The sequence below is a fragment of the Aeromonas rivipollensis genome, from assembly GCF_037811135.1.
Lineage (GTDB): Bacteria > Pseudomonadota > Gammaproteobacteria > Enterobacterales > Aeromonadaceae > Aeromonas > Aeromonas rivipollensis.
In genome coordinates, this window is the sequence record NZ_CP149130.1 from 1,729,478 (window position 1) to 1,753,748 (window position 24,271).

Below are 24,271 nucleotides of genomic sequence, written 5' to 3' on the forward strand. Positions count from 1 at the left end.
TAAAAACCGCAGCTCAAGGCTGCGGTTTTTATAGGCGGGCATGTAGTCTACTGTTATAACTAATTTTAGGGTGTTTCAAACTGACTAAATATATGATTAGGTTTGATGGTTATCAGTTATAAGGAATTTCCTTATTTCAAACTGAATAAATTCATTCTGTTTGTTTATGTATTGTAAGAATTCATCATTAGCAATAAGTCGACCAAAGTGGTCAATGATTAGGTTGCCCAATTGGTGGTCTTTTTCTAATTTACTTATTAGTAATCCACTTAAACCTAAACGACCGAGCTTTGACTTTTCCTTATTCTTGCTGCCATAAATGAAAAGGTTGTACTCATCTTCTGGTATTACTGACATCTCTAGTAGCAGTTTTACATACTCATTGAGGGTGAATGATACAAAATCGTTTTCAATTTTTATTTTGACTAAAGCGATGTTGACTAACTCTCGATATGTCTTTTGTGAAAGATCTATTCTATCTCTAATAAATGAATCCTGTTTTGCTATCTCACCAAAAGATGTGCCAATATAAAATGACTTGCCTATTGGTTTGTTTTTTATACTCAGATAATATAAAACACTTGCATCTATATGCTCTTTGAGAGATAGCGTATGTCGTTGATTTATAAAAAGTTTGTAAAAATTTCTAGCTGCCTCATGTTGAAGTCGTTTAAATGCGAAGTCTGATATTAATTCAGTCAGGCCATCAATAAAGACAGCATGTATCTTATCTATTGTATCAGTATCTGTCCATAGTGGGTTTTTAACTAATATAGCTGCTCTTTTTTTGATGGTTTCAAGTGCCTTTTGTGGGGCGGTATAAATAGAGTCTATACCTGATTCAATAAAAGCTATTTCAGCTTTGACTTTATCATTATTATCATTTTCTAGCAGAAAATTTTCTCTTTCATGAATTCTTTTTAATACGTCTTCTTTAGAACCCCAAAATTCATCTTTATCATCATCACTAGACTTTAAATCCTCTTGATGTAAGCCATCATAGTTAAAATTTATTAGCGTTGGATTTTTAACTTCATCCTTTATGACCATTTTTTTCAGTGCTTTTATTTTGTTCTCCATTTTACTGTTGATCTTAGAGTATTTTGTAGAGTTAACAAAATGAACATAAGGGAGTAATTTACTTAAAGATCCATCATCTTTATTAAAAACAGAGTCTAATCTATTCACTCGACCAATTAAGTTAATCAAGTCTTTGGCTTTCAGTCCGTGAGTGTTGAGTATGAACAAATTATCTATAGGGAAATTTACACCTTCCAATATGACACTGTTGGCGATGACTACATTAAGATTTGTTAAAGTTTTGAATTTATACTCAAGAAATTCTTTGGCAAGGTCTGGGAGTTTTCCGTGAAGATATATTATTCCCTTTTTAATACATTCGACGCAATAAAATTCAGCATGAATATTCTCCGATATTATCTTGGATAGTTCTAAAAGCTCTGGTGAATCCTTGCTTTCTAGTTCTCCATACATCTCCAATGCAAATGTTTCAACCATCTTGGGTCTTTTGAGATATAGGAAGTTTTTATTTTTAAGGTTGGACATTATATAGTGATTATAAGACTTGAAGGTTTTTGGTAAAGTATAAAACCTATCTACATAGCGATTATATTGTCGGTTTTCACCAGATTCTAAATATTCAAATATCTCTGGTTCCTTAATGTTGTGATGAATGGAAAAGCTATTTATATTCTGGTTTTTTTCAGTTTTCAAATTGTCAGCATTGCTGATTAGAGGAGATAGATAAAAGAACTTTGATGCATTGTTTCTTAATTTGTTTTTGCGTATGACGCGACTAAGTAGAATACTTCTTCCATTGAATTCAAACAGGTTATGTGCTTCATCTATGATAATCGTATCGAAATATACATCTGGCCTCTTCATTAACCTCAACGCTCTTTCTTGTGTGAAAACACAAATAAAACTGTCTTCGTCATCATACATCTCATCATGGAAAATTATATTTCTATCATGTATGTGATTAGATATAAGCCTATAGGTTTGTGCTAGCAATGATTTGGTAGGGACGATAATCGCAATTTTTTTGCTGTTTGAATTTTTTATTATCTCCACAATTAATGAACTTTTACCAAACGAAGTGGGCGCTATCAATGCATTATCAGCGTGATATGTTTCTGTTAGTGCAATGCGACTATTTTTTTGCTCTAACGTTTCAATGATCCCCTTGTATTCATAGTTTTTCAATTGATAATTAATGCCAAACATACTATTTATGTTGGAGTATAGTTCATTGTCAATGATGAATTTAGTGATCGGGAACAAACCAAAGTTAGCACTTATATCAAATAATGCTTGATAGTCATTGTAATTTACGCAATATTTCAACACTAAATAATAACCGAACTTAAAATGCTTAAGATTACGTTTGTCTTGACAGTAGTCTTTGATAAAAAGGATAGCGCATGACAGTATGACTTCTTTTTCTGAGTCACTCAGTTCAGCATTAATGGTTAATTTACCAATGGCATTTTCGAACACTGAATGATTTAATATCCATGAAAAGCTGGTCTCCATTAGGACTCCAAATAGCTAATGAATTGATTGAAAGTGTTTTTGGTTATTGATACAGCATGTATACTATTTGCGGATAAGCTACCTAAAGTGTTGGATAAATTATCATGGTAGCTTGATGATGAATTGTTGGGATTGTTTAAAATAAAAATGGTAGAGCATGGAATTATATTGAACTCAGAAATATCTTTAAATTCTTTGCGCTCATAAAGACGAGATAGTTTTTTAAATTTTTCTCTAACACTCTTTTCTGTGTTTATATCTATCTGTGATGCGTGATTATAAGCGTTACGCCAAGGATTGTTATTCCCTTTAGTTGTTTTTCCAGATACATAATCACGAATGTCATTGTATGCTTCTCTTAATTTAAGAGCGTGAGATATCTTCTGTGTACTAGATGAGCCTGATTTGCTTTCAACTATGAATTCTTGGTTGTTTTTAGTGAAAACGCCGTCAAACCCTTTTTTAATTGAGCCCTCTTCTAGATTGAAAAACATAAACTCTTGTCTATATCCCTCGCTTCTAAGATATAAGTGAACGAAGAATTCGGCTACTGAACCGTGCTTGGTTGTAGTGTTTTTTGTCGATAGGAAGTTTAGATATTGATGCTTTATATCATCAACCTCAGAGTCTGTGGCTCCTTCACAAATGCTTACGATATTCTCATCTATGTACTTTTTGAGGGGGGAAGTTATTTCAGTTATTGTTATTACACTTATTTTTTTGTCTTTAGATAATTGCTGAATTTGAATGTCAAACATATTTTCACCAACAGATATTTGAATCTTTTATTGCACAAGCCAATGACGGGCATAGTGCTGCAGGTTCGATCAGCGAAGCGTAATCGGACGTTAGAGTAATAAGATGGTTATCACTACGAAACACTCATTATCGGGCCTTCAATATAAAGCCGTTTTCCGATAGGGATATGTACTGCTTGTTGCTGTGCTCATATTAATTTTTGCCATGTCGATTGTGCTTGTTGCATAGGTGCGACAATTTGGTTTTGCCATACGGTAGGCGAGGGGCCGGATCAGAGATAACAACCCTCCCGATCTTTGTCCCGAATACATTGGGTTCGGTTAACTGGCCTCGGTGCTGCGGATTGGGTTGTTGCCCCCTGTTGTTCGCCGAGGTGAGCCTGTTTGTCCAGGCCGCGAGGCAGGACGCCGAGCGAGCGGCGCTGGGCCAGGGATGGCCCATCGGCGCATGCCGTGGGACAAACGGGGGAACCGAGGGCACCCGACGGCAGGAGGGCGAACAAGTGGGGGTGGCCTTTCTTTTGGTGACTTTTCTTTGGCCACGCAAAGAAAAGTCACTCGCCCAAGCCCGAAGGGCGGGCGAAACCCCGTCGAGGGCAGCGCCCTCGTGTCCTGCATGGCGAAGCCATGCCAATCAGGCTAGTGACCCCTCACCCTAACCCTCTCCCGCAAGGGGAGAGGGAATTGTTACCGTGGTGCAATGCGCTCCGCTTATTGCACCCTACGCCTCTCCCGCAAGGGGGGAGGGGATCGTTGCCGCGGACGATTACGCTTCGCTAATCGACCCTACTGGCGAAGCCATGCCAAAGAGGTTGGCGACCCCTCACCCTGACCCTCTCCCGCAAGGGGAGAGGGGAACTGTTACCGCGGACGATTACGCTGTGCCAATCGACCCTACGTGCATATTGCGCCCAACGCCTCTCTCGCAAGAGGGAAGGGGGACTGTTACCGCGGCCGATTACGCTTCGCTAATCGACCCTACTCGACCCGACTCGACCCTACTTGTCACGGGGCCGTCGGAAACCCCGTCGAGGGTGGAACCCTCGCACCTTGCCGAGGCGCGGGATGCCGGGCTGGCATCCGCCAACGACGCTACCGCCCCTGGCTCTCGCTACCACAATGCGCCGCTGACCCTGGCTTAGGAAAAGGGGCCAACGGGCACCCACTCCCATCCTACGGAGCCGACGGGGCCCGATCCACGGATATTGTTGACTCAAGTGTCAGAATCGACAGGTTTTTTGCGCTGGTTCAAAGTTACGGCCGCACGCCAGGGGTGGTGCGGGGCGTCAGGCCTTGGCGGGGGGCGCGCCAAAGTGTGAACGGGGTGGTATTTCCCCGGCCTACCCCTTTCTCGCACTTGTCTGGCGTGCCCCGAGTTGGCTAAGGTGGTCGCCCATCACATGCAGGTAGTGGAGAGCGGCATGGACAAGATATTGCAGACCCTGTCGGAGCGGGTCACCCAGGCGCGGGATCTGGAGAGCCTGACCCGGCCCCTGCTGGAAATGCTGGAGGCGGTGACCGGGCTGGAGTCGACCTATCTCACCCAGATTGATGTCGAGCAGGGCACCCAGAGCATCCGTTATGCCAAGAATGCCAACGGCTTGGCCGGGCTGCAGATCCCGGAGGGGATGACGGTGGACTGGAGCGATACCCTGTGTCGGCGCGCCATCGACGAGGGGCGCCTCTTTACCGACAACGTGGCCGAGTGCTGGGGCGATTCGGATGCGGCCAGGATCATGGGCATTCGCACCTATCTGAGCAGCCCGGTGCGCACCCCCTCGGGATCACTCTATGGCACCCTGTGTGGCGCCAGTGCCGAGCGAAAACCCCTGGTGGAGGGGGCTGAGCAGCTGATCGGCTTCTTCGCGCGGCTCATCGCCGAGCATGTGGAGCGGGAACAGTTGCTGCTGCAGTTGCAGCGGGCCAATGACGAGCTGTCGCGTCAGGCCCTCTGCGACCCCCTGACCGGGTTGCCGAACCGCCGGGCCCTGATGCAGGAGCTGACCCGGTTGTTCTCCCTGTCGGATCGGGTCGGGCACCCTGTGCTCATCGCCTTTATCGATCTCGATGGCTTCAAGCAGATCAACGATACCCACGGTCACGAGGCGGGGGATAGGCTGCTCACCACCATGGCGCGTCAACTGGGGTCGGCCCTGCGCAGTGGCGACATGCTGGCGCGGATGGGGGGCGATGAGTTCGTCGCCGTGGGCATGGGCCCGATCCCGGAGGAGGAGACGGTCGAGGCGGCGGTGCGGCGCTTGGGGCGTCGGCTGTTCGAGCACAGCGTGCTGCAGTTGCCGCTGCCATCCCGGGTGCTGCACTACCCCGGGGCCAGCGTGGGAGTGGTGGCGGTCGATCCGGCGCACACCAGCGTTGACGAGGCCCTGCGTCAGGCCGATGCGCGCATGTATGAAGTCAAGCGTCAGCGCCGCGCGCTGGGGTGACGGGGGGCGTCCGAGGTGCCCCTGCCCCTGGCAAGGGGGCCAGGGGCCGCGGCTTTGATGTTGCGCATTGTTGCCCCCGCGCCCGGGATGCTAGGATGCGTCTCCCTCAACACAGGCACTCTCTACCATGGCAAACCGCGTTATCGGCCAGCTCCGCGCCCTGGCGGCGAAAGTGACCCGCCTCTTTGCGGAGCTCTGTGAGTTTCAGCAGCGCATCTGGGTGGTCAGCATCATCAAGGATGCCTACACAGACACCTTCATCGTCAACGAAGGCAGCTTCGAGGAGCCCATGCAGTGGATGCACCGCAAGGGCTACAGCGCCGAGATGCTGGCCCGGGTCGATGCCATGGCCCGCTCCCAGGTTGTCCAGCTGGAGCTCGGTGGGCAGCGCCACCGCCTGATGCGGGTAAAATAAAGACCCTTTTGGCCCGAAGGGCCCGAACCACAAGGTTCGGGCCACTCACCCTGCCGCCTGATGGCAACCCCTGGCAGGGTTGCCCGGGTCATGACTTCTCGGTGGTGCGCTCCGGTTTCAATGCCCCCGAGTAGACGCAGATGGCGGAGTTGTAACTGTTGTAGGCGACGGCGTAATTGAAGTCGCAGAAATAGGCCGGGTGCTTGGTGGCCACAGTGTCACCCGCCTTGCATTTGTCCTGCATCCCCTCCACCAGAGAGTCATTGTTGGCGCCAAGACAGGCCTTGCCCGTGGTCTTGTCGCCGCCGCACGCCATCAACAGGGCGCAAACCGAGATACTCATCAACCACTTCACTGTGCCGTGCATGTTCAATCCTGATCTGTTCAAACGAGATGCCGGTGCCATGGGCTCCGGGGTGTAGGGAGATGGCGCCTGGGGGACGGGTGCCCGGCGGTTTGCCGTCGTGTGCGCCACCAGGGGCGTTGCCGCAACGGCTTGACCGCCATTGTGCGCCATCCCCTTGCCCGAAGAGAGGGCCAACAGACTCCCGGCGCCATTTTACGGACCCAGAGCGCCCCCTGTCACCCCTTGGGGTGGCCGGCGTCAGACATTCAATGGTGTTCTTGATGGGGGTCAAGGGATGTGCGGGGCTGAGTGAAGAGAGCGGTGCCCAGCAAGGAGAGCGGTGCCCGGAAAGCGAGAGGCCCATGGCGGGCCTCTCTGCCGGCATCGAAGGGCACTAGGGCGCCGGGAAGTACTTGTGCTGGATCCGCTGGAACTCGCTGCTGGCCAGCACCTGGGTCAGGCCGTGCTGGAACTCCTTGACCAGGGCATCGTCGACCGGATGGCTGAAGGCGAAGCAGAACTGCTCCGAACTCAGCACCCAGCGCACCTCGAACTGGGCGGGATCCAGCTGCTGGGCCTTGATGAGATCCATCAGGGTGGCCTTGTTGCTGGAGATGAGGTCGACCCGGCCCGAGGTGAGCATCCGCAGGGCCTGGGGGAGGCGGTTGGCTGTCATTATCTTCTGCTCGTCGAAGCCGCTGTTGAGCAGCAGCTGCTCCCCCACGTCGGCGCGCACGGCGCCTATGGTGTGCTGCTGGGCATCCTCCAGCCGGGCGATCCTGAGGGGATGGCTGGCCAGCCCCATCAGCACTATTTCGGCATAACCGATGGGGCAGGCCCACTTGAACAGGGGATCCCGCGCCTCGGTGCGGGCGGTGGCGAAGAGCACCACGTTGGGCTTCTGGGTCAGCAGGTAGTAGCCCCTGGCCCAGGGGAGAATGCTGATCTCCTGGGGCGGAGTGCCCGTCTTCTGCCACACCTGGTGCAGCAGCTCGATGGCAAAGCCGCTGGGGCTGCCATCTTCCCCGGTGAAGTTATAGGGTTTGTACTCTTCGGTGAGGTAGTGAAGCTTGCCAAGGGCCGGGCTGGCGCTGGCCTGCCCCATCTCCCCCGGCCCGCCCCAGAGTGTGGCTAAGAGTGTGGCCAAGAGGGCGGTTCTGTTCCTGATCCTTCCTATCCCTGCGCTCATCCTGACCGTCCTGCTGCCGAGTGCCCAGCTTCAAGTGTTACCAAGCCACGGGGTTTCGCCACCCGAAGGGGCGATCCATCGCCGTTGTCGTGCCAAGGTGCGGCGCAACAGGGGGGCGCAGCGCGCTCCCGGGACGGCCAATCACCAGGCCGGGCGGCTATGGCCTATGGGCTTGAGGGCCTGATCGCGCAGGCCGACCAGCAGGGTTGCGCCGTCCACCTGCAGCCGGAATTCGCCGTAGCGCGCCTGCTCGTACTGGGCGGCCGTCCCCTCTTCGAAGAAGAAGGCATCCGGCCCTATCCACCACTGGCCCTGCTGCCAGCGGGCCTGCAGCAGGCGCTGATCCGGGGCCAGGGCGTCGGGGGTTCCCCCCTCCACCCGCTGCGCCACCTGCTGCTCATCGAGGCGGATGACCAGGGTCTGGGTGGCTGCACCCTCCTGGTGCGGGCTCCCCAGCTGGCGGGCGAGGGCGTAGCTCAGGCGCATGTAATCCCCCTGCATCAGGGAACGAGGGTCGACCGGGGCCAGCTCAAGCAGCACTGTCTCACCGCTGCTCATGGCATGCTCGAAGCGCCAGACGGTGACATTGATGCCCACCAGGATGGCGAGGCCGGTCAGCAAGAAACCAAGGCGTCTCATGAGGGGAGCCTCCCATGCTGGTGTTTGAACTTCTGGTTGTCGCCGAATAACAGGGGACCGGAGCACGGCAATGTGGCGAGGCCGGTCAGCAAGAGGCCAGGATGTCTCATGAGGAGAGCCTCCCATGCTGGTGTTTGAACTTCTGGTTGTCGCCGAATAACAGGGGACCGGAGCCCGGCGGTGTGGCGAGGCGGGTCAAAGAGGCCAGGACGTCTCATGAGGCGATCTCCTTGCCGAGGATGTTCAACAACTGGCGGGCTCCGAGCAGCAGGGCCCCCGAGCCCAGCAGCAGCCAGGATTTGGTCATCAGGGTCAGCCCGAGATCGTAGTAGTAGAGGGAGCCAAAGCCGAGCAGCAACAGGCCGGCCAGGGTCATGAGCCCCAGGCTCCCGGCATAAAAGCCGAGCACCAGCACCAGGGCGCCGGCCCCCATGCCGGGGATGATGGCGCTGATCACCACCAGGGGCAGGCCGTAGAGCAACGGCAGTTTCAGTTTCACCATGACCCCGAGCAGCAGGGCGGCGCAGAGCAGGGGATTGAGCCAGAGCGGCAGGCGGGAGAGCCCGAGTTCATCGAGTGCGCTGGTGCCGCCGTCCCAGAGTGGGTGGTGCAACCGGCCCAGCACCAGCAGGGAGAGCGCCAGCCCCAGGGTGAGGGACTCATAGAGCGAATGGCGTTCTGGGTCGCGCTCGGCCTGCAGCCAGCAGAAGGTGAGGGCGGCCATCACCAGCGGCAGGGCCAGCAGTTGCAGGCCGAGGCAGGCGAGCCCCATGGTCAGCAAAATGGCGGCGGCGAAGCTGTGGAAGAGGCGAACCAGCCAGTGCTCGAACAGGGCGGCGATGGCCAGCGACAGCAGGGCCAGTCCCAGCCAGAGCGGGGCCGAGTGGGGATCAATCTGGTCGATGAGGCCATAGAGCAGCCAGGCATCGGCCGCGAGCGCCAGTGCCAGCACGAACTGATCCCAGAGATCGCTGCGCCGGGCCAGGCGGTTGAGGCCGAGGGCGGCGGCCATCAGCAGGGAGCCCATGAGGAGGGCGTGGTTTGCCTCGCGGATCAGGCTCTCGAAGGCCATGAACAGGAAGAACAGCAGGAAGAGGGCGGCCAGCCAGCCCACCATGCCGAGCAGGAAGCGGCTCGACCAGTGAGGCTGCTCGTCTTGAGGGGCGTCGCCCTCCACCAGATGGGCGGCCCGCAGCCTCTCCCAAGGACTCAGATCAGACATGCTGCCTCCGTTGTTGTTGCAGCCAGCCGTTGGTGAGGACCGAAAGACCGATGGCGACAGGGGCCTCGGCCAGCAGGGATTGCCAGGGGATCAGATCAGACATGCTGCCTCCGTTGCTGTTGCAGCCAGCGACTGGCCATCACAGAGAGGCCGATGGCAATCAGGCTCAGCAGCAGGAAGCCGTTTATGTCGGGCTCCATCCACTTGCCCAGCGCCGCGAGAATGACGGCGATAAGGCTCAGGCACCCCATGGCGAGCCCGGCGATGAACCTGTGGTGCCAGCGCAGGTAGGCGGCCCCAAGCCATGCGAGCCAGGCGGGCCAGACCCAGGGGGAGGCGGCATCGAACAGCGCCAGCAGGGCCAGCAGGGTGACCCCGAGCCCGGCGGCCAGCCCCGGGAGCCAGGAGGGCATGAGCCCGAGGCGCGCGGGGGTCAGGATGAGCGCCCCCCAGAGGGCGGCGTTGAGCAGGGTCAGGCACCAGCCGAGGGCTTCCTCATTGAAGGAGAAGAAGAGATCGATGAGGCCGAGCCGCCAGTAGAGCACCAGCGCCAGCTGGCCGAGCAGCCAGCAGAGCGTCCACAGCAGGGGACTCCTGCCGAGCGCCGCCAGGGGCAACAGCAGCAGGGCCCAGGTGGCGAAGAGCTGCCAGGGATCGGCACCAGTCTGATAGGTCTGACCCACCAGGGCCAGCAGGGCGCCTATGTTGAGAGCCACCGCCAGCAGCAGGGCCTGGCGCGGGGTGTCGGCCAGGGGCTTGCGCCAGAGCACCAGCAGCATGGCGAGCAGGGGCAGCTCCAGCAGGGCGAGGCGGGAGAGACGGCCCAGCGCCTGCCAGTTGAAGGCGACGAAGAACACCAGGCCCGCTCCCAGGCAGAGGCAGCCGAGCCAGAGCAGCAGGCGATCGAACAGCCACTGCCAGCGCACGGGGGTCGGGGGCAGATCGCAGAGGGCGAGGGCGGCGGGCAATGACTCCCGGGGGAGACGACCGCGTCTGACCCAGTCGAGCAGGGTCTGTCTTGAGGTGACGAGCATGGCGAGGCTCCTGGTGCCGTCGTGCCTGAATGGTAAGGCATTATGGCACGGCGCCGCGTCCCGGGGCAGACCCCGCTGGCGCTGATGCTACAAGGAGGCAGGATGCGGACGACAAAAAAGCCCCGACCGGGAGGAGGGGGCTCTGATGACGGGCTGAGGGGGATATGGCTGGGTGCTCACGCCCATCCCATCCCCTCGTTGCTGGCGCGTCAGACGAAGATCAGGGTGCTGGCGCCCAGACCCACGAAGAGGATGGCGCAGGCGATGCGGATCCCCTGGAGGGGCAGCTTGTCGGCCCCCAGCTTGCCAAGCAGCACCACTGGCACGTTGGCCAGCATCATGCCGAGGGTGGTGCCCGTGATGACCTGAGTGAGAGAGTCGTACTTGGCCGCCAGCAGCACTGTGGCTATCTGGGTCTTGTCGCCTATTTCGGCGATGAAGAACAGCACGAAGGTGGCCATGAAGGGGCCGTATTTGTCGAGGGAACTCTCTTCATCGTCCATCTTGTCCGGCACCAGGATCCAGACCGCCATGGCGATGAAGGCGCCGGCGACCAGCCAGGTCATCACCTTGGGATCCATCCAGCGACTGATGAATTCCCCTATCCAGGCGGCACCCGCATGGTTGAGCAGGGTGGCGACCAGCATGCCGGCGATGATGGGCCAGGGTTTGCGAAAACGACAGATGAGCAGCAACGCCAGGAGCTGGGTCTTGTCGCCGATCTCGGCGATGGCCACGCTCAGGGTTGAGGTTAACAAGGCTTCCATAAATATGACCGGGGGACGGAATTGTTATAAACCAAAGACAAGCCTGCGCCATCCGTCCCCGGTATTGGCACTGGCCCGTCAAAGGTCTTGTCAAATCCGGCATTGCCCGGATCACCCTGACCATGGTGAGTTGGCACCAAGTATGTTGATCAGGGTCGCGCACCGGGTTGGCACCCGTGGCGAGACTACTCCCCCTCGATGGGAGCCGGCATTCTAGGGAAAAACGTTCTCTGAAGCAAGGCGTGTGGCTGGGGGATCACCCGCCCACCAGTTTGACGCTGAAGCCGGCCTTCTCCAGCTCTGCCTTGATAAGGTCCCGTTTGTCCCCCTGGATCTCGATGATCCCCTCCTTGAGGCCGCCGCCGGTACCGCACTTCTTCTTGAGCAGGGTGGCGATGGTTTTCTGCTGGTCGGCCGGCACCCCGTGGATGCTGATGACACCGGCGCCCTTGCGCCCCTTGGTCTCGCGGCGGATGCGCACGACCCCGTCGGCGGGGAAGGGGGAGGCGCTCTGGGTGGGGGCGGATTCCTTGATCATGCCGCCGTCCGTGCTGTAGACCAGGCGGCTGTTGTTGTCGTGACTCATGGCAATACTTTGTCGGTTAGCTAAGCGGAGTTTGATTTTACGCAAATAAATGTTGAGGGCACAGCTTATAATCCTCCCCACTAAAAGCGAATTATTCTTGTTTAACTTCAGGAGCCCGTCATGGTACTCACAGAGTTGTCGCCGGGGCAGCGTGCTCGCATCAAGAACATGAACCAGCTTGGCCGTACCTTGCGACGCAAGCTGATGGTGATGGGGCTCCTGCCCCAGACCGAGATCCTCTATCTGCGGACGGCCCCCCTGGGGGACCCGCTCCAGATCCAGTGCCAGGGCATCTGCCTCTCCATGCAAAAGAGCCTGGCCCAGCAGATAGAGGTGGAGCCGGTATGAGTTCGTCGGGTTCAGCAGACAATAGAGGTAGCACGGCTATGAATTACGCATTGGTAACGGTCGGCAACCCCAACAGCGGCAAGACGTCGCTGTTCAACGCCCTGACCGGTGCCCGCCAGCAGGTGGGTAACTGGAGCGGGGTCACCGTCGACAAGAAGATGGGCGAGTTTTCCGCCAAGGGGCAGGATTACACCCTGGTGGACCTGCCCGGTATCTACTCCCTGGCCAATCAGGAGGCGAGCCTGGACGAGCAGATCGCCAGCCGCTTCGTGCAGGGCCAGCAGCCGGACCTGCTGCTCAACGTCATCGACGCCGCCAACCTGGAGCGCTCCCTCTATCTCACCCTGCAACTGCGGGAGCTGGGCCTGCCCATGGTGGTGGTGCTCAACAAGATGGATCTGCTGCAAAAGCGCCGCATCACCATAGACGAGGGGCTGCTCGGTCAGGCGCTCGGTTGCCCTGTGGTGTCCCTGTCGGCCCACAATCGCCAGCAGGTGGCGGCCTTCAAGGAGCAGATCCACAGGTTCATCGGCCAGCCCCAGCCCGCCCTGGTGCTCGATTACGGTCAGCCGCTGGAAGCCGACATCGCCGAGCTGGAGACCCTGCTCGCCCCCCACCACCTCAATGACCGCGGCCGTGCCCTGCGTCTGCTGGAGGAGGACGTTGTCATGCAGGAGACCCTGGCGGCGGGTCAGCAGGCGGCGGCCGACAACGTGGTGAGCCGCGCCCACCACGCCCAGGACATCGATCTGCAACTGGCTGACTTGCGCTACGGCCACATCCACCACTGGTGCCAGCAGGCGTGCCGCCATCAGGACAAGCTCACCGTCGCCCAGAGCGAGCGGCTGGACAGGGTGCTGCTCAACCGCTGGGTGGGAATCCCCTTCTTCCTGCTGGTGATGTACCTGATGTTCATGTTCGCCATCAAGGTGGGCAGTGCCTTCATCGACTTCTTCGACATCCTGGGGGGCGCCCTCTTCGTGGACGGGGTGCATCACCTGCTGGGGCTGCTGTCGGCACCCGACTGGCTGGGGGCCGTGCTGGCGGACGGCGTCGGCGCCGGCTTGCAGACAGTGGCGACCTTCATCCCCGTGGTGGGCTGCCTCTTCCTGTTCCTCGCCGTGCTGGAGAGCTCGGGCTACCTGGCCCGCGCCGCCTTCGTGGTGGATGCCCTGATGCGCCGCCTCGGCCTGCCCGGCAAGGCCTTCGTCCCCATGCTGATGGGCTTTGGCTGCACAGTGCCCGCTGTGATGGCGACCCGCACCCTGGGGTCGGAGCGCGAGCGGCTGATGACCTCGGCCATGGCGCCCTTCATGTCCTGCGGCGCCCGGCTGCCGGTCTACGCCCTCTTTGCGGTGGCCTTCTTCCCCGAGTCGGGCCAGAACCTGGTGTTCGGCCTCTACCTGCTCGGCATACTGGTGGCCGTGCTCACCGGCCTCTTCCTGCGCAGCACCCTGCTGCCGGGCAAGAGCGACTCCATGGTGATGGAGATGCCGGACTACGAGTGGCCCCGTCCGGTGGACGTGGGGCTGCGCACCTGGCAAAAACTCAAGGGCTTCATCTTCGGCGCGGGCAAGACCATAGTGCTGATGGTGGCGGTGCTGAGCGTGCTCAATTCCCTGGGCACCGACGGCAGCTTCGGCAACCAGGATCAGGAAGACTCGGTGCTGAGCAAGATCAGCCAGTCGGTGACCCCTGTGCTGCACCCCATCGGGATACGGGAGGAGAACTGGCAGGCCACGGTCGGCATCCTCACCGGCATCTTCGCCAAGGAGGCGGTGGTCGCCACCCTCAACAGCCTCTATGCCGGCAGCGCCGGTGACGAGGAGGAGAGTGAATACTCCCTGCTCGGTAGCCTGAAGGAGGCGCTGGCCACCATTCCCGCCAACCTGGCGGACATCGATCCCGCCGATCCCATGGGGCTCAAGGTCGGGGAGCTGGCAGATCAGCAGGCAGCCGCCGAGGCCCAGGAGGTGGACACCTCCACCTACGGCAACATGCAGACCCACTTCGACGGGGCGGCTGGTGCCTTCGCCTACCTGCTGTTCGTGCTGCTCTACATGCCCTGCGCCGCCGCCATGGGCGCCCTGGTGCGGGAGACCGGCCGCCAGTGGGCCCTGTTCACCGCCGCCTGGTGCAACTACATGGCCTTCATGTGCGCCAGCCTCTTCTACCAGCTGGCGACCTTTGCCGCTCACCCCGAGCAGAGCCTGCTCTGGACCCTGAGCTACGGGCTCTCCCTGCTGCTGCTGTGGTGGTTCGGTCGCCGCCACGGGGACATCGTCGCCCGCAAGGTGGTGACACTGTGAGGGCGCAGACGAGGGAATGGATCCATCAAGGGGAGGTCACGCCATGATATTGCGAGAGCTGGGTGATTATCTGGCGCAGCAGCAGAAGGTGAGCCGGCGGGATCTGGCCCGTCACTTCCACACCTCGGAGGATGCGGTGGAGGCCATGCTCGGCGTCTGGATGCGCAAGGGCCGCGTCACCAAGCGGGAGACCCGGGTGTGCGGCGGCAGTTGCTGCGGCAAGAGCGAGGAGGTGATGTTCGAGTGGTGCGAACCGGGTCGGATCGGCCTGGTACAGCAGCGCTGAACGGGCTGTCACCAGAGAGCCTCCTCTGACAACAAGAGACCCGCCAGTGGCGGGTCTCTTGTTTTGCGTCTGTTGCCGATAGGCGGGGCGGGCAGATGTGGCCATCACAGCCTGGCCAGCATCGCCTGGGTGACCAGCACTATGCCCTGCTCGGAGCGGTAGAAGCGGCGGGCATCCTCGCAGGCGTTTTCCCCCACCACCAGCCCTTCCGGCAACCGGCAGCCCTTGTCGATCACCACCCGGCGCAACCGGCAGCCGGCCCCTATCTCTACTCCGGGGAAGATCACCGCCTGATCCAGGGTGCAGAAGGAGTCGACCCGTACGTTGTTGAACAGCACAGAGCTCACGATGAAGGAGCCGCTGACGATGGTGCCGCCGGCGAACAGGGAGTTGATGGTCATGCCGTGCTGGCCGTTCTGATCCTGCACGAACTTGGCGGGGGCCGTCATCTTCTGGCTGGTCCAGATGGGCCAGTCCTGATCGTAGATGTCGAGCTCGGGCGTCACAGAGGCGAGATCCATGTTCGCCTCCCAGAAGGAGTCCACAGTGCCCACATCGCGCCAGTAGGGGCGCTTCTGCGGGCAGCAGCCGACGCAGGAGAGGCTGAACGGATGGGCATAGGCGGTGCCCTCCTTGACCACCCGCGGGATCACGTCCATGCCAAAGTCGTGGTGGGACTGCGCGTTGGCGAGATCCTCTTCCAGCAGCTGATAGAGGTAGTCGGCGTCGAAGATGTAGACCCCCATGGAGGCCAGTGCGGTGTCGGGTTTGCCCGGCATGGCGGGCGGGTCGGCGGGCTTCTCGACGAAGGCGTTGATCTTGCGGCTCTCATCCACCGCCATCACGCCAAAGGCGCTGGCCTCATAGCGCGGCACCTCTATGCAGGCCACCGTCACCCGGCTGCCCAGGTTGACGTGATCGAGCAGCATGGCGGCGTAATCCATCTTGTAGATGTGATCCCCCGCCAGCACCACCACATATTTGGGGCCGTGCTCGCGAATGATGTCCATGTTCTGGTAGACGGCATCGGCGGTGCCGCGATACCAGCTGACCTCGTCAATGCGCTGCTGGGCCGGCAGCAGCTCGATGAATTCGTTCATCTGGTAGCGCAGGAAGGACCAGCCCGACTGCAGGTGACGCAGCAGACTGTGGGACTTGTACTGGGTGACCACGCCGATCCGGCGGATCCCGGAGTTGATGCAATTGGAGAGGACGAAGTCGATGATGCGGAACTTGCCGCCAAAATGAACGGCCGGTTTTGCTCTGTTGTCCGTCAACTGCTGGAGCCGACTGCCTCGCCCCCCGGCTAACACCAACGCCATGGTCTCGTTCAATAACTGTCTGGACCTTGCTGTGTTGGCTGGTTGTAACAACATTGAATACCCCTTTATTGATATATCACCTCAATGGTGCCTCCTTTGAGGCCTACTTGAAAGGGCTTTCAACCCAGGTGGGGATTCAAACTGATTTTTTTGTCATTTATGTGAGCGAGCACCATTGCCAATCAGGAAGATGGCTCGGTTTGTGGTCGAATGATGGGCAGAGAGCAGAGGGCAGAGCGAAGGGAGGGGGATCAACCGTGCTCTTATAGAGCACCCGGCCGCGAGGGCGGCCGGGTGCTGGGCGGGGGAGGGGACGCCTGACTAGAAGAGATCGTTGTTATCATCCTTGGTGGGCTCCAGGCTCCAGCCGCTGGCCGCCGCACTGTTGCCTATCTGCCCCTTCTCCCGCCACAGCTTGATCTTGAGGCGCAGGTTGTTCTGGGAGTCTGCGTTCTTGACCGCCTCTTCTTCGTCTATCACCCCCTCCACCACCAGATCGAACAGGGTGCTGTCGAAGGTGACCATGCCAAGGGCCCTGGATTTCTCCATGATCTCCTTGAGGCCGCCAAACTCGCCGCGCTTGATGAGATCGCGCACAGTGTGGGTGCCGAGCATCACCTCCACCGCCGCCCGGCGCCCGCCGTCCGTGGTCTTCACCAGCCGCTGGGAGACGAAGGCCTTGAGGTTGTTGCCCAGATCGTTGAGCAGCTGGGGCCTGCGCTCCTCGGGGAAGAAGTTGATGATGCGATCCAGCGCCTGGTTGGCGTTGTTGGCGTGCAGGGTGGAGATGGCCAGATGCCCGGTCTCGGAGAAGGCCAGCGCATGCTCCATGGTCTCCCGGTCGCGAATTTCACCGATGAGGATGACGTCCGGCGCCTGGCGCAGGGTGTTCTTCAGGGCCGCGTGGAAGCTGCGGGTGTCCACCCCCACCTCCCGCTGGTTGATGATGCTCTTGCGGTGGCGATGGACGAACTCCACCGGATCCTCGATGGTGATGATGTGGCCACCGCTGTTGCGGTTGCGATGGTCGATGAGGGCCGCGAGCGACGTGGACTTGCCAGAGCCGGTGCCGCCGACGAAGAGCACCAGGCCGCGCTTCTCCATGATGGTGTCGAGCAGCACAGGGGGGAGTTTGAGATCCTCGAAGCGGGGGATCTCGGTCTTGATGTTGCGCGCCACCAGGGAGACCTCGTTGCGCTGCTTGAAGATGTTGACCCGAAAGCGCCCTATCTGGGGCAGGGAGATGGCGAGGTTCATCTCCAGCTCCTTCTCGAACTGCTGCTTCTGCTCCGAGTCCATGAGATCGGCGGCTATCCTGGCTACCTCCCCCGGCTCGAGCGGCACCTCGTCCAGGGGGCGCAGGGCGCCGTTGAACTTGGCGCAGGGGGGCGCCCCTGTGGAGAGATAGAGGTCTGAGCCATCCTGCTTGGCCAGGATCTGTAGCATGTCTCGCAATTCCATGTGTTGCCTCGTCACTCAAAGAGGTAGGGGGAGCAATGTGCTTGAGTGTACAGCCTCAGGCACCGGTCAGTTTCTCGCGAAACACAAAAAACACCGCGCCCAGGATGCACAGGCCGGCCCAGAGGTAGTCCCACTTCAGGTCTTCTTTCAGATAGAAGATGGAGAAGGGAACGAATACGGTGAGGGTGATCACCTCCTGCAGGATCTTGAGCTGACCGACCGAGAGCACCGTATGGCCGATGCGGTTGGCGGGCACCTGCAACAGGTACTCGAACAGGGCGATGCCCCAACTCACCAGGGCGGCGATGATCCAGGGTTTGTGGTTCATGCTCTTGAGATGGGCATACCAGGCGAAGGTCATGAAGACGTTGCTGCAGATCAGCAGACCGATACTGGTGACGATAGGGTTCATTAGGTTCTCCTTTGAAATCACTGCATTTTATCTCGACTCCATGGGTTTTCATAAGTGGCACATGAGGGTATTTTTAGCCCACAAGGATGTGACAACAGAAGGTTGAAACTGGATGGGCAAGACAAGCTGGGGAGTGCTTTGTCTGTTGTTTGCCTGTATGGCCCCCGTGACCTCTATGGCAAACGGTGTGCCAACCCTGACGGTGGTGACCGATGTCTGGCCCCCGTTTCGCATGCTCGCGCAGAACGACGAATTCCATGGTCTGGATATCGACATTCTGCGCCAGCTGCAGGCTCGCAGCGGCATAGCGCTCACCCTCAAGCGGGTGCCCTGGGGACGGGCACTCAAGCAGATGCAGACAGGTCAGGCGGATCTGATGATTGGGTTGGCCCACACCCCGGAGCGGGCGGCCTTCATCGATTACCTGCAACCTGCCTATTACCAGTGCCGGCCCGCCTTCTACGGCAAGGCGGCGGCGGTGGCCACCCTGAAAACCTACGAGGATCTGCGCGGCAGGGAGATAGGCTATGTGCTCAATTCCGCCTATTTCGCCCCCTTCGACGACGACGGCCAGCTCGACAAGCACGGGGTGCCCACCGAGGATCAGTTGCAGCGCATGGTGGAGCGGGGTCATCTGTCCCTGATGATAGGCACCGACTGCCAGGTGGATTACGCCCTGAGCCAGCGCAACGACGCCGGTCTCATCAAGGCGGACTACCGCCCGCCCCACCCTGTGGTGCTCTACCTGGGCATGAGCAAGCACTCACCCCACCAGGGTCTCGGGCCTGCACTGGCGCAGGCGTTGCAGACCATGGTGGAGAGCGGCGAGATAGAGGCGCTGGCACGGCCTTACCAGCCTTGACCTTGGGTGGTAACGCGCTGTTATCATGCAGCTTTCCTGCTGGCCCCCGGTTCGGGGGCGGCGCCTGTCTCATTTCGGGGATCCCGCTTGTATCTCGCTCTTATCCACCGCCAGCAGCGCTGGCAGCGCCACTGGCTGCTCGCCCTGTCGCTGCTGGTTCTGTCCCTCTTCCTGCTCTCCCTTGCGCTGGGGGAGTTCGTGCTGCTGCCCTGGCAGCCCATGGGGGAGCTGGAGCTGCGCATCTTGCTGGATCTGCGCCTGCCGCGCGCCCTGCTGGCCCTGCTGGCGGGGGCGGCGCTCGCCTGTGGCGGAGCCGTGCTGCAGGTGATGCTGCACAACCCTGTGGCCGAGCCCGGCCTGCTGGGTGTCTCTAGCGGGGCGGGATTGGCTGCCATGGTGGCGATGGCGGTAGCCAGGTCCCTCGGTGTCTATCTGCCGGGCTGGGGGTTGTCGCTTGCGGCCTTTGGCGGCGCCCTGGTGGTGACCATGCTGCTCATCCACCTGGCGCGGCGGGCCAGGCTCGGCCATACCCGGCTGCTGCTGTTCGGGGTGGCCATCGGCATCCTCACCAATGCGGCCATGACCTGGCTGATGTACTTCGCCGACGACGGCTCCCTGCGGGAATTCATGTTCTGGATGATGGGCAGCCTCTCCTACGGCAGCCAGCAGCTCGGCTGGTGGTGGCTGGTGCTGCCGCTCACCCTCGGCTGGCTCTGCTGGCAGGGCAGGGCGCTGCAACAACTGCTGCTGGGGGAGACCCAGGCCCGGCTGATGGGGATGAACGTGGACAGGATGCGGGTGCGGCTGGTGCTGGCGGTCTGCCTGCTCACCGGGGTCGCGGTGTCCCTGTGCGGTGTCATCGGTTTCGTCGGTCTGGTGGTGCCTCACCTGCTGCGGCTGTGCGGCGGCAGCGATCAGCGCTTCCTGCTGCCCGCCTCGGCACTGGGGGGCGGCGCCCTGCTGCTGGGTGCCGATCTGGTGGCGCGCTCGGCCCTTAGTGCCGGTGAGCTGCCCATCGGCGTCATCACCGCCTCGGTCGGGGCGCCGCTCTTTATCTACCTGCTGCTGAGGCAAGATGCCGATGTCTCCCGTTAACTCCTCCCCCGATCCCCTCTGGTTGCTGGAGGCGCGGGCCCTCGGGATCCCCGCGCGGCTTGCCCCCCTGGATCTCGCCTGGGCCGGGGGCCAGCTGGTCGCCCTGCTCGGCCCCAACGGCAGCGGCAAGTCGACCCTGCTCGGAGCCCTGGCGGGCATTCTGCCCGCCGAAGGCGCCGTGCTGCTGGGTGGTGAAGTGCTCACCGACCTGAGCTGGCCAGAGCTTGCCAGGCGCCGCGCCATGTTGCCCCAGCGTCAGCCCCAGCTGTTCCATATCCCGGTGTTCCAGGTGCTGAGCCTGGGACTGGAGGAGGGAGGGCTGCCGGAATCACAGGGTCGGGCGGTGGCCGAGATCTGCGCCGCGCTTGAGCTGGATGCCCTGTTGGCGCGGGACTTCAGCCGCCTCTCCGGCGGTGAGCAGCAGCGGGTGCTGATCGCCCGCACCCTGCTGCAACTGTGGCCCGGCCTCAACACTGATGGACGGGTGCTGCTGCTGGACGAGCCCCTGGCGGGGCTGGATTTGCACCATCAGCTGGCCCTGCTGCGGCTGCTCAAGCGCCTCTCCCGGCAAGGCCTGTTGGTGGTGATCGCCATCCACGACATCAACCTGGCCATCGACTGGGCGGATCGCATCCTCTGCCTGCAACAGGGTCGGGTGGTGAGCGAGGGGAGCGTCGATGTCATCGACGAAGCCTTGCTGGAGCGGGTGTTCCAGATCAAGACGGATCGCATCGAGGCGGCCGGCCGCATCTGGTTTATGCCGAGCCTGTAACGACGGGTCAAACCGTCTTGGGCGGCAGGTGCCTTGATGAGAATGCGAGGAAAAGAGAAAGGGGCCGGTATCAGTGATACCGGCCCCTTTGCATGGGGGATTGCTCAGGCTTTCTGCTTGTCCAACCGCACCTGGGCCGCGTCGGCCAGCATGGCCAGCAGGGTCTCGGTGTCTTCCCACGCACGATAGCCAGGCATCCGTGATGCTCTGGCCCAAGGAGGATGACGCAGCCGTTAACCCTGGCGGGTTTTCTCCAGCCGCACCTGGGCTGCCTCGGCCAGCATGGCCAGCAGGGTCTCGGTGTCGGCCCAGGACAGGCAGGCATCGGTGATGCTCTGACCGAAGGTGACGGCGCAGCCGTTCTCCACATCCTGACGCCCTTCCACCAGGAAGCTCTCGGCCATGATGCCGGCGATGCCGGTGCGGCCGCGGCGCAGCTGATCGCAGATATCCTGCGCCACCAGCAGCTGGCGACGGTGATCCTTCATGCTGTTGCCGTGGCTGAAATCCACCACCAGACGCTCCGGCAGGCCCACGTCGGCCAGGGCCTCACAGGCCTCGTCGATGCTGGCGGTGTCGTAGTTGGGCCTGTGGCCGCCACGGAGGATCACGTGGCCATAGGGGTTGCCGGCGGTACGGTAGATGGTCATCTTGCCGTCCTTGTCCGGGGAATAGAAGATGTGGCTGTGGCGGGCGGCGCGCACCGCATCGATGGCGATGCGGGTGTTGCCGTCGGTGCCGTTCTTGAAGCCCACCGGGCAGGAGAGGGCGGAGGCCATCTCGCGGTGCACCTGGGATTCTGTGGTGCGCGCCCCTATGGCGCCCCAGGTGATGAGGTCGCTGATGTACTGGCCGGTCACCATGTCGAGGAATTCGGTGGCGGTGGGCATGCCCATCTCGTTGATGTCCACCAGCAGCTGGCGGGCCAGCTTCAACCCTTCATTCACATCGAAACTGCCGTCGAGGCGCGGATCGTTGATCAGCCCCTTCCAGCCGACGATGGTGCGCGGCTTCTCGAAGTAGGTGCGCATTACTATGCACAGGCTCTCCTTGTATTGCTCGCGCAGGGTATTGAGGCGCTGGGCGTATTCGCGGGCGGCGGCGGGATCGTGGATGGAGCAGGGGCCGACGATGACCAGCAGGCGCTGATCCTCACCGGCCAGAATGGCTTCTACATCGTGGCGGGCATCCAGCAGATTCTGGGCGACGGTGTCGTTTAACGGGAAGGCGTGCGCCAGCTCGCTCGGAGTGATCAGAGACTCCAGGCGACGGGTGCGCAATTCATCGGTGTGAATGGACATACGACTCTATTCTCGAGTGAATAAGGGGGGCGGGATGCCAAAATGCAAGGGGATAAAATAAAGCAAAAATCCCCCGATGGAAACCTTGGGAGGCTCTGATAGGATGTGAGCCTAAAAGCCATTTCAAATGAGGTAGTTATCGTGGCAAAGCCAGGCGCGACCGGGGTCACCCGCATCATCAACGCAACAGGTTACAGCATGAAGGGTCTCAAGTCGGCCTGGATTAACGAGGCGGCCTTCCGTCAGGAGCTGGTGCTTGTCTTGGCTCTGATGCCGCTGGCCGGCTGGCTCGGCAACTCCCTCAACGAGATCCTGCTGCTCATCTGCATCAGCTGGCTGGTGGTGATCGTCGAGGTGCTCAACTCCGCCATAGAGGCGGTGGTGGATCGCATCGGCTCAGAGCATCACGAGCTGTCGGGACGTGCCAAGGATCTCGGCTCCGCCGCCGTCTTCATCGCCCTTGCCCTCAATGCCCTGGTGTGGGGCGCCTTGATTGGCCGCAATCTGCTGGGGTGGTGGTAGAGCACATATCTTGCGGGTGAGTTTGCACCCTCTCCCTCTGGGAGAGGGCAGGGTGAGGGTTGTATCTTCTCGCCCCTCATCCCCAACCCTTCTCCCGCGAGGGGAGAAGGGAGCGAACAGGATTTAGGTTCTGCAGCATAAAAAAGCCCGTCAGATGACGGGCTTTTTGCTGGCCGAGCGCCGGCTCAGGGCATCAGTGCAGGATCCGGGCACGGATGGTGCCGTTGATCTCCTTGAGACGGGAGAGCGCCTTCTCGCTGTGTTCCGTCTCCACGTCGATCACCACATAACCGATCTCGCTGCTGGTCTGCAGGTACTGACCGGCGATGTTGATCCCCTCGTCGGCGAAGATCTGGTTGATCTGGTTCATCACGCCCGGCTGGTTGCGGTGGATGTGCAGCAGACGGCTGGAGCCCTTGTGGCCCGGCAGTGAGACTTCCGGGAAGTTGACGGCGGAGAGGGTGGAGCCGTTGTCTGAGTATTTGACCAGCTTGTTGGCCACTTCCAGACCGATGTTTTCCTGGGCTTCCTGGGTGGAGCCGCCGATATGGGGGGTCAGGATGACGTTGTCCAGGCCGCGCAGCGGAGTCAGGAACTCCTCGTCGTTGGACTTGGGCTCGCTCGGGAAGACGTCGATGGCGGCGCCGGAGAGGTGACCGCTCTTGATGACGTCGGCCAAGGCATCGATGTCCACCACGGTACCGCGGGAGGCGTTGATGAAGATGGCGCCCGGTTTCATCATGCGCAGCTGCTCGGCGCCGATGAGATCCTTGGTGGAGGCGGTCTCCGGCACGTGCAGGCTGATGACGTCAGACATGTTGAGCAGCTCCACCAGGTTCGGCACCTGGATGGCGTTGCCCAGAGAGAGCTTGTTCTCGATGTCGTAGTAGTAGACCTTCATGCCGATCATCTCGGCGATGATGCCAAGCTGGGTGCCGATGTGGCCGTAGCCGATGATGCCGAGCTTCTTGCCGCGGGCTTCCACCGAGCGGTTGGCCAGCTTCTCCCAGACGCCGCGATGGCACTTGGCGTTCTTCTCGGGGATGCCGCGCAGCAGCAGCAGTATCTCCCCCAGCACCAGTTCGGCCACGGAGCGGGTGTTGGAGAAGGGTGCGTTGAAGACGGGGATGCCGCGTACGTGGGCGGCATCCAGGGAGACCTGGTTGGTGCCGATGCAGAAACAGCCGATGGCCACCAGCTTGCCGGCGGCATCCAGCACCTTCTCGGTGATCTGGGTGCGTGAACGCAGGCCCACGAAATGCACGTCACGAATGCGCTCGATCAGCTCCTCTTCCGACAGTGAGGTCTTCAGATACTCAACATTGGTGTAGCCGGCTGCCCGAAAGGTCTCTACCGTGTTGGGATGCACTCCCTCCAGCAGCAGTACTTTGATCTTATCCTTGTCCAGCGAAAACTTGGCTGTCATGACGTTCCCTCTATTGTTTGAAAAATGCGTTCAGGCTTGCGGTGTGAAGAAAACCGTAAAGTAGCAAAAACGTTTGGGAGAGGGAATATTTGTGACGAAAGTCAAATTCTTTGAAGTTATCAACGTTTTTTGCAGCCTGCCTGGTGCAACCCATTGAGCCATAAATAGAAACGGCGCCATCAGGCGCCGTTGTCCATTC

The 24,271-nt window shown here is 59.3% G+C and carries 23 protein-coding genes; 9 read left to right on the top strand and 14 right to left on the bottom strand.

Going from position 1 to position 24,271, the window contains the following annotated elements:
* Positions 1–96: 96 nt before the first annotated feature.
* Both WIR04_RS08035 and WIR04_RS08040 read right to left on the bottom strand, forming a co-directional pair.
* Positions 97–2,556 carry a DEAD/DEAH box helicase gene (locus WIR04_RS08035; protein WP_338891781.1) on the bottom strand — a complete coding sequence of 820 codons (2,460 nt, stop codon included), beginning with the start codon at positions 2,554–2,556 and terminating at the stop codon, positions 97–99.
* On the bottom strand, positions 2,556–3,314 hold the full coding sequence (locus WIR04_RS08040) for a hypothetical protein (RefSeq protein ID WP_338891783.1): 759 nt from the start codon (positions 3,312–3,314) through the stop codon (positions 2,556–2,558). The genes WIR04_RS08035 and WIR04_RS08040 overlap by 1 nt, the downstream gene beginning before the upstream one ends.
* A 1,421-nt stretch (positions 3,315–4,735) precedes the next feature.
* On the opposite strand from WIR04_RS08040, the gene WIR04_RS08045 reads away from it, so the two are divergent.
* Both WIR04_RS08045 and WIR04_RS08050 read left to right on the top strand, forming a co-directional pair.
* On the top strand, positions 4,736–5,758 hold the full coding sequence (locus WIR04_RS08045) for a diguanylate cyclase (RefSeq protein ID WP_338891785.1): 1,023 nt from the start codon (positions 4,736–4,738) through the stop codon (positions 5,756–5,758).
* Between the two features lie 127 nt (positions 5,759–5,885).
* A complete protein-coding gene (locus WIR04_RS08050; RefSeq protein WP_307764411.1) occupies positions 5,886–6,173 on the top strand; it encodes a hypothetical protein in 288 nt (95 codons plus the stop codon).
* A gap of 88 nt (positions 6,174–6,261) precedes the next feature.
* Here WIR04_RS08050 and WIR04_RS08055 read toward each other — a convergent pair whose 3' ends face one another.
* From WIR04_RS08055 to WIR04_RS08085, 7 genes are all read right to left on the bottom strand, one after another.
* Positions 6,262–6,516 carry a hypothetical protein gene (locus WIR04_RS08055; RefSeq protein ID WP_041204490.1) on the bottom strand — a complete coding sequence of 85 codons (255 nt, stop codon included), beginning with the start codon at positions 6,514–6,516 and terminating at the stop codon, positions 6,262–6,264.
* Between the two features lie 397 nt (positions 6,517–6,913).
* Complete coding sequence (locus WIR04_RS08060) at positions 6,914–7,687, bottom strand: substrate-binding periplasmic protein (RefSeq protein ID WP_420883459.1); 774 nt, start codon at positions 7,685–7,687, stop codon at positions 6,914–6,916.
* A gap of 162 nt (positions 7,688–7,849) precedes the next feature.
* Positions 7,850–8,347, bottom strand: a complete 498-nt coding sequence (locus WIR04_RS08065) for a GDYXXLXY domain-containing protein (RefSeq protein ID WP_338891788.1) — start codon at positions 8,345–8,347, stop codon at positions 7,850–7,852.
* A gap of 214 nt (positions 8,348–8,561) precedes the next feature.
* Entirely contained in the window at positions 8,562–9,569 is a 1,008-nt protein-coding gene (locus tag WIR04_RS08070) for a DUF4401 domain-containing protein (protein WP_338891790.1), read from the bottom strand.
* A gap of 95 nt (positions 9,570–9,664) precedes the next feature.
* Positions 9,665–10,603, bottom strand: coding sequence for a DUF2157 domain-containing protein (locus WIR04_RS08075; protein WP_338891791.1), 939 nt, complete (start codon positions 10,601–10,603; stop codon positions 9,665–9,667).
* A 209-nt stretch (positions 10,604–10,812) separates the two neighbouring features.
* The gene (locus tag WIR04_RS08080; RefSeq protein ID WP_234568446.1) at positions 10,813–11,370 is read right to left on the bottom strand and encodes a TMEM165/GDT1 family protein; all 558 of its coding nucleotides are present in this window, start codon (positions 11,368–11,370) and stop codon (positions 10,813–10,815) included.
* Positions 11,371–11,626: 256 nt separating this feature from the next.
* Positions 11,627–11,956, bottom strand: coding sequence for a translation initiation factor (locus WIR04_RS08085; RefSeq protein ID WP_338891796.1), 330 nt, complete (start codon positions 11,954–11,956; stop codon positions 11,627–11,629).
* 120 nt (positions 11,957–12,076) lie between these two features.
* Between WIR04_RS08085 and WIR04_RS08090 the strand changes: the two genes are divergently transcribed.
* The 3 genes from WIR04_RS08090 to WIR04_RS08100 are packed head-to-tail and all read left to right on the top strand — an operon-like array spanning position 12,077 to position 14,899.
* Complete coding sequence (locus WIR04_RS08090) at positions 12,077–12,304, top strand: FeoA family protein (RefSeq protein WP_338891798.1); 228 nt, start codon at positions 12,077–12,079, stop codon at positions 12,302–12,304.
* A 38-nt stretch (positions 12,305–12,342) separates the two neighbouring features.
* Positions 12,343–14,613, top strand: coding sequence for a Fe(2+) transporter permease subunit FeoB (gene feoB, locus WIR04_RS08095; protein WP_338891800.1), 2,271 nt, complete (start codon positions 12,343–12,345; stop codon positions 14,611–14,613).
* A 43-nt stretch (positions 14,614–14,656) separates the two neighbouring features.
* Complete coding sequence (locus WIR04_RS08100) at positions 14,657–14,899, top strand: FeoC-like transcriptional regulator (protein ID WP_106886441.1); 243 nt, start codon at positions 14,657–14,659, stop codon at positions 14,897–14,899.
* Positions 14,900–15,003: 104 nt separating this feature from the next.
* On the opposite strand, the gene glgC is transcribed toward WIR04_RS08100, so the two are convergent.
* The 3 genes from glgC to WIR04_RS08115 all read right to left on the bottom strand — a co-directional run bounded on the left by glgC (position 15,004) and on the right by WIR04_RS08115 (position 18,094).
* On the bottom strand, positions 15,004–16,275 hold the full coding sequence (gene glgC / locus WIR04_RS08105) for a glucose-1-phosphate adenylyltransferase (RefSeq protein WP_338891803.1): 1,272 nt from the start codon (positions 16,273–16,275) through the stop codon (positions 15,004–15,006).
* A 267-nt stretch (positions 16,276–16,542) separates the two neighbouring features.
* Complete coding sequence (tapW, locus tag WIR04_RS08110) at positions 16,543–17,682, bottom strand: type IVa pilus ATPase TapW (RefSeq protein ID WP_338891805.1); 1,140 nt, start codon at positions 17,680–17,682, stop codon at positions 16,543–16,545.
* 55 nt (positions 17,683–17,737) lie between these two features.
* Positions 17,738–18,094: a DMT family protein gene (locus WIR04_RS08115; RefSeq protein WP_025327402.1), complete on the bottom strand. Its 357-nt coding sequence runs from the start codon at positions 18,092–18,094 to the stop codon at positions 17,738–17,740.
* Positions 18,095–18,206: 112 nt separating this feature from the next.
* Between WIR04_RS08115 and WIR04_RS08120 the strand changes: the two genes are divergently transcribed.
* The 3 genes from WIR04_RS08120 to WIR04_RS08130 all read left to right on the top strand — a co-directional run bounded on the left by WIR04_RS08120 (position 18,207) and on the right by WIR04_RS08130 (position 20,823).
* The gene (locus WIR04_RS08120) at positions 18,207–18,956 is read left to right on the top strand and encodes a substrate-binding periplasmic protein (protein WP_025327401.1); all 750 of its coding nucleotides are present in this window, start codon (positions 18,207–18,209) and stop codon (positions 18,954–18,956) included.
* Between the two features lie 87 nt (positions 18,957–19,043).
* A complete protein-coding gene (gene btuC, locus WIR04_RS08125) occupies positions 19,044–20,051 on the top strand; it encodes a vitamin B12 ABC transporter permease BtuC (RefSeq protein WP_338891808.1) in 1,008 nt (335 codons plus the stop codon).
* A complete protein-coding gene (locus WIR04_RS08130; protein WP_338891810.1) occupies positions 20,038–20,823 on the top strand; it encodes an ATP-binding cassette domain-containing protein in 786 nt (261 codons plus the stop codon). The genes btuC and WIR04_RS08130 overlap by 14 nt, the downstream gene beginning before the upstream one ends.
* Before the next feature lie 233 nt (positions 20,824–21,056).
* Here the strand turns inward: WIR04_RS08130 and WIR04_RS08135 are convergent, their stop codons facing one another.
* Positions 21,057–22,124: a 3-deoxy-7-phosphoheptulonate synthase gene (locus WIR04_RS08135; protein WP_307764418.1), complete on the bottom strand. Its 1,068-nt coding sequence runs from the start codon at positions 22,122–22,124 to the stop codon at positions 21,057–21,059.
* Positions 22,125–22,265: 141 nt separating this feature from the next.
* On the opposite strand from WIR04_RS08135, the gene WIR04_RS08140 reads away from it, so the two are divergent.
* On the top strand, positions 22,266–22,646 hold the full coding sequence (locus WIR04_RS08140; protein WP_005328065.1) for a diacylglycerol kinase: 381 nt from the start codon (positions 22,266–22,268) through the stop codon (positions 22,644–22,646).
* Between the two features lie 193 nt (positions 22,647–22,839).
* Here the strand turns inward: WIR04_RS08140 and serA are convergent, their stop codons facing one another.
* Complete coding sequence (gene serA / locus WIR04_RS08145) at positions 22,840–24,072, bottom strand: phosphoglycerate dehydrogenase (protein ID WP_025327397.1); 1,233 nt, start codon at positions 24,070–24,072, stop codon at positions 22,840–22,842.
* Positions 24,073–24,271: the final 199 nt, after the last annotated feature.

Bases quoted from the DNA above. Each gene is read 5' to 3' on its own strand.
- WIR04_RS08075 (WP_338891791.1), bottom strand. From the start codon at position 10,603: ATGCTCGTCACCTCAAGACAGACCCTGCTCGACTGGGTCAGACGCGGT.
- WIR04_RS08115 (WP_025327402.1), bottom strand. From the start codon at position 18,094: ATGAACCCTATCGTCACCAGTATCGGTCTGCTGATCTGCAGCAACGTC.
- serA (WP_025327397.1), bottom strand. From the start codon at position 24,072: ATGACAGCCAAGTTTTCGCTGGACAAGGATAAGATCAAAGTACTGCTG.
- WIR04_RS08085 (WP_338891796.1), bottom strand. From the start codon at position 11,956: ATGAGTCACGACAACAACAGCCGCCTGGTCTACAGCACGGACGGCGGC.
- feoB (WP_338891800.1), top strand. From the start codon at position 12,343: ATGAATTACGCATTGGTAACGGTCGGCAACCCCAACAGCGGCAAGACG.
- WIR04_RS08045 (WP_338891785.1), top strand. From the start codon at position 4,736: ATGGACAAGATATTGCAGACCCTGTCGGAGCGGGTCACCCAGGCGCGG.
- WIR04_RS08100 (WP_106886441.1), top strand. From the start codon at position 14,657: ATGATATTGCGAGAGCTGGGTGATTATCTGGCGCAGCAGCAGAAGGTG.
- WIR04_RS08120 (WP_025327401.1), top strand. From the start codon at position 18,207: ATGGGCAAGACAAGCTGGGGAGTGCTTTGTCTGTTGTTTGCCTGTATG.
- WIR04_RS08080 (WP_234568446.1), bottom strand. From the start codon at position 11,370: ATGGAAGCCTTGTTAACCTCAACCCTGAGCGTGGCCATCGCCGAGATC.
- WIR04_RS08090 (WP_338891798.1), top strand. From the start codon at position 12,077: ATGGTACTCACAGAGTTGTCGCCGGGGCAGCGTGCTCGCATCAAGAAC.
- WIR04_RS08050 (WP_307764411.1), top strand. From the start codon at position 5,886: ATGGCAAACCGCGTTATCGGCCAGCTCCGCGCCCTGGCGGCGAAAGTG.
- WIR04_RS08040 (WP_338891783.1), bottom strand. From the start codon at position 3,314: ATGTTTGACATTCAAATTCAGCAATTATCTAAAGACAAAAAAATAAGT.
- tapW (WP_338891805.1), bottom strand. From the start codon at position 17,682: ATGGAATTGCGAGACATGCTACAGATCCTGGCCAAGCAGGATGGCTCA.
- WIR04_RS08130 (WP_338891810.1), top strand. From the start codon at position 20,038: ATGTCTCCCGTTAACTCCTCCCCCGATCCCCTCTGGTTGCTGGAGGCG.
- glgC (WP_338891803.1), bottom strand. From the start codon at position 16,275: ATGTTGTTACAACCAGCCAACACAGCAAGGTCCAGACAGTTATTGAAC.
- WIR04_RS08135 (WP_307764418.1), bottom strand. From the start codon at position 22,124: ATGTCCATTCACACCGATGAATTGCGCACCCGTCGCCTGGAGTCTCTG.
- WIR04_RS08065 (WP_338891788.1), bottom strand. From the start codon at position 8,347: ATGAGACGCCTTGGTTTCTTGCTGACCGGCCTCGCCATCCTGGTGGGC.
- WIR04_RS08035 (WP_338891781.1), bottom strand. From the start codon at position 2,556: ATGGAGACCAGCTTTTCATGGATATTAAATCATTCAGTGTTCGAAAAT.
- WIR04_RS08055 (WP_041204490.1), bottom strand. From the start codon at position 6,516: ATGAGTATCTCGGTTTGCGCCCTGTTGATGGCGTGCGGCGGCGACAAG.
- WIR04_RS08070 (WP_338891790.1), bottom strand. From the start codon at position 9,569: ATGTCTGATCTGAGTCCTTGGGAGAGGCTGCGGGCCGCCCATCTGGTG.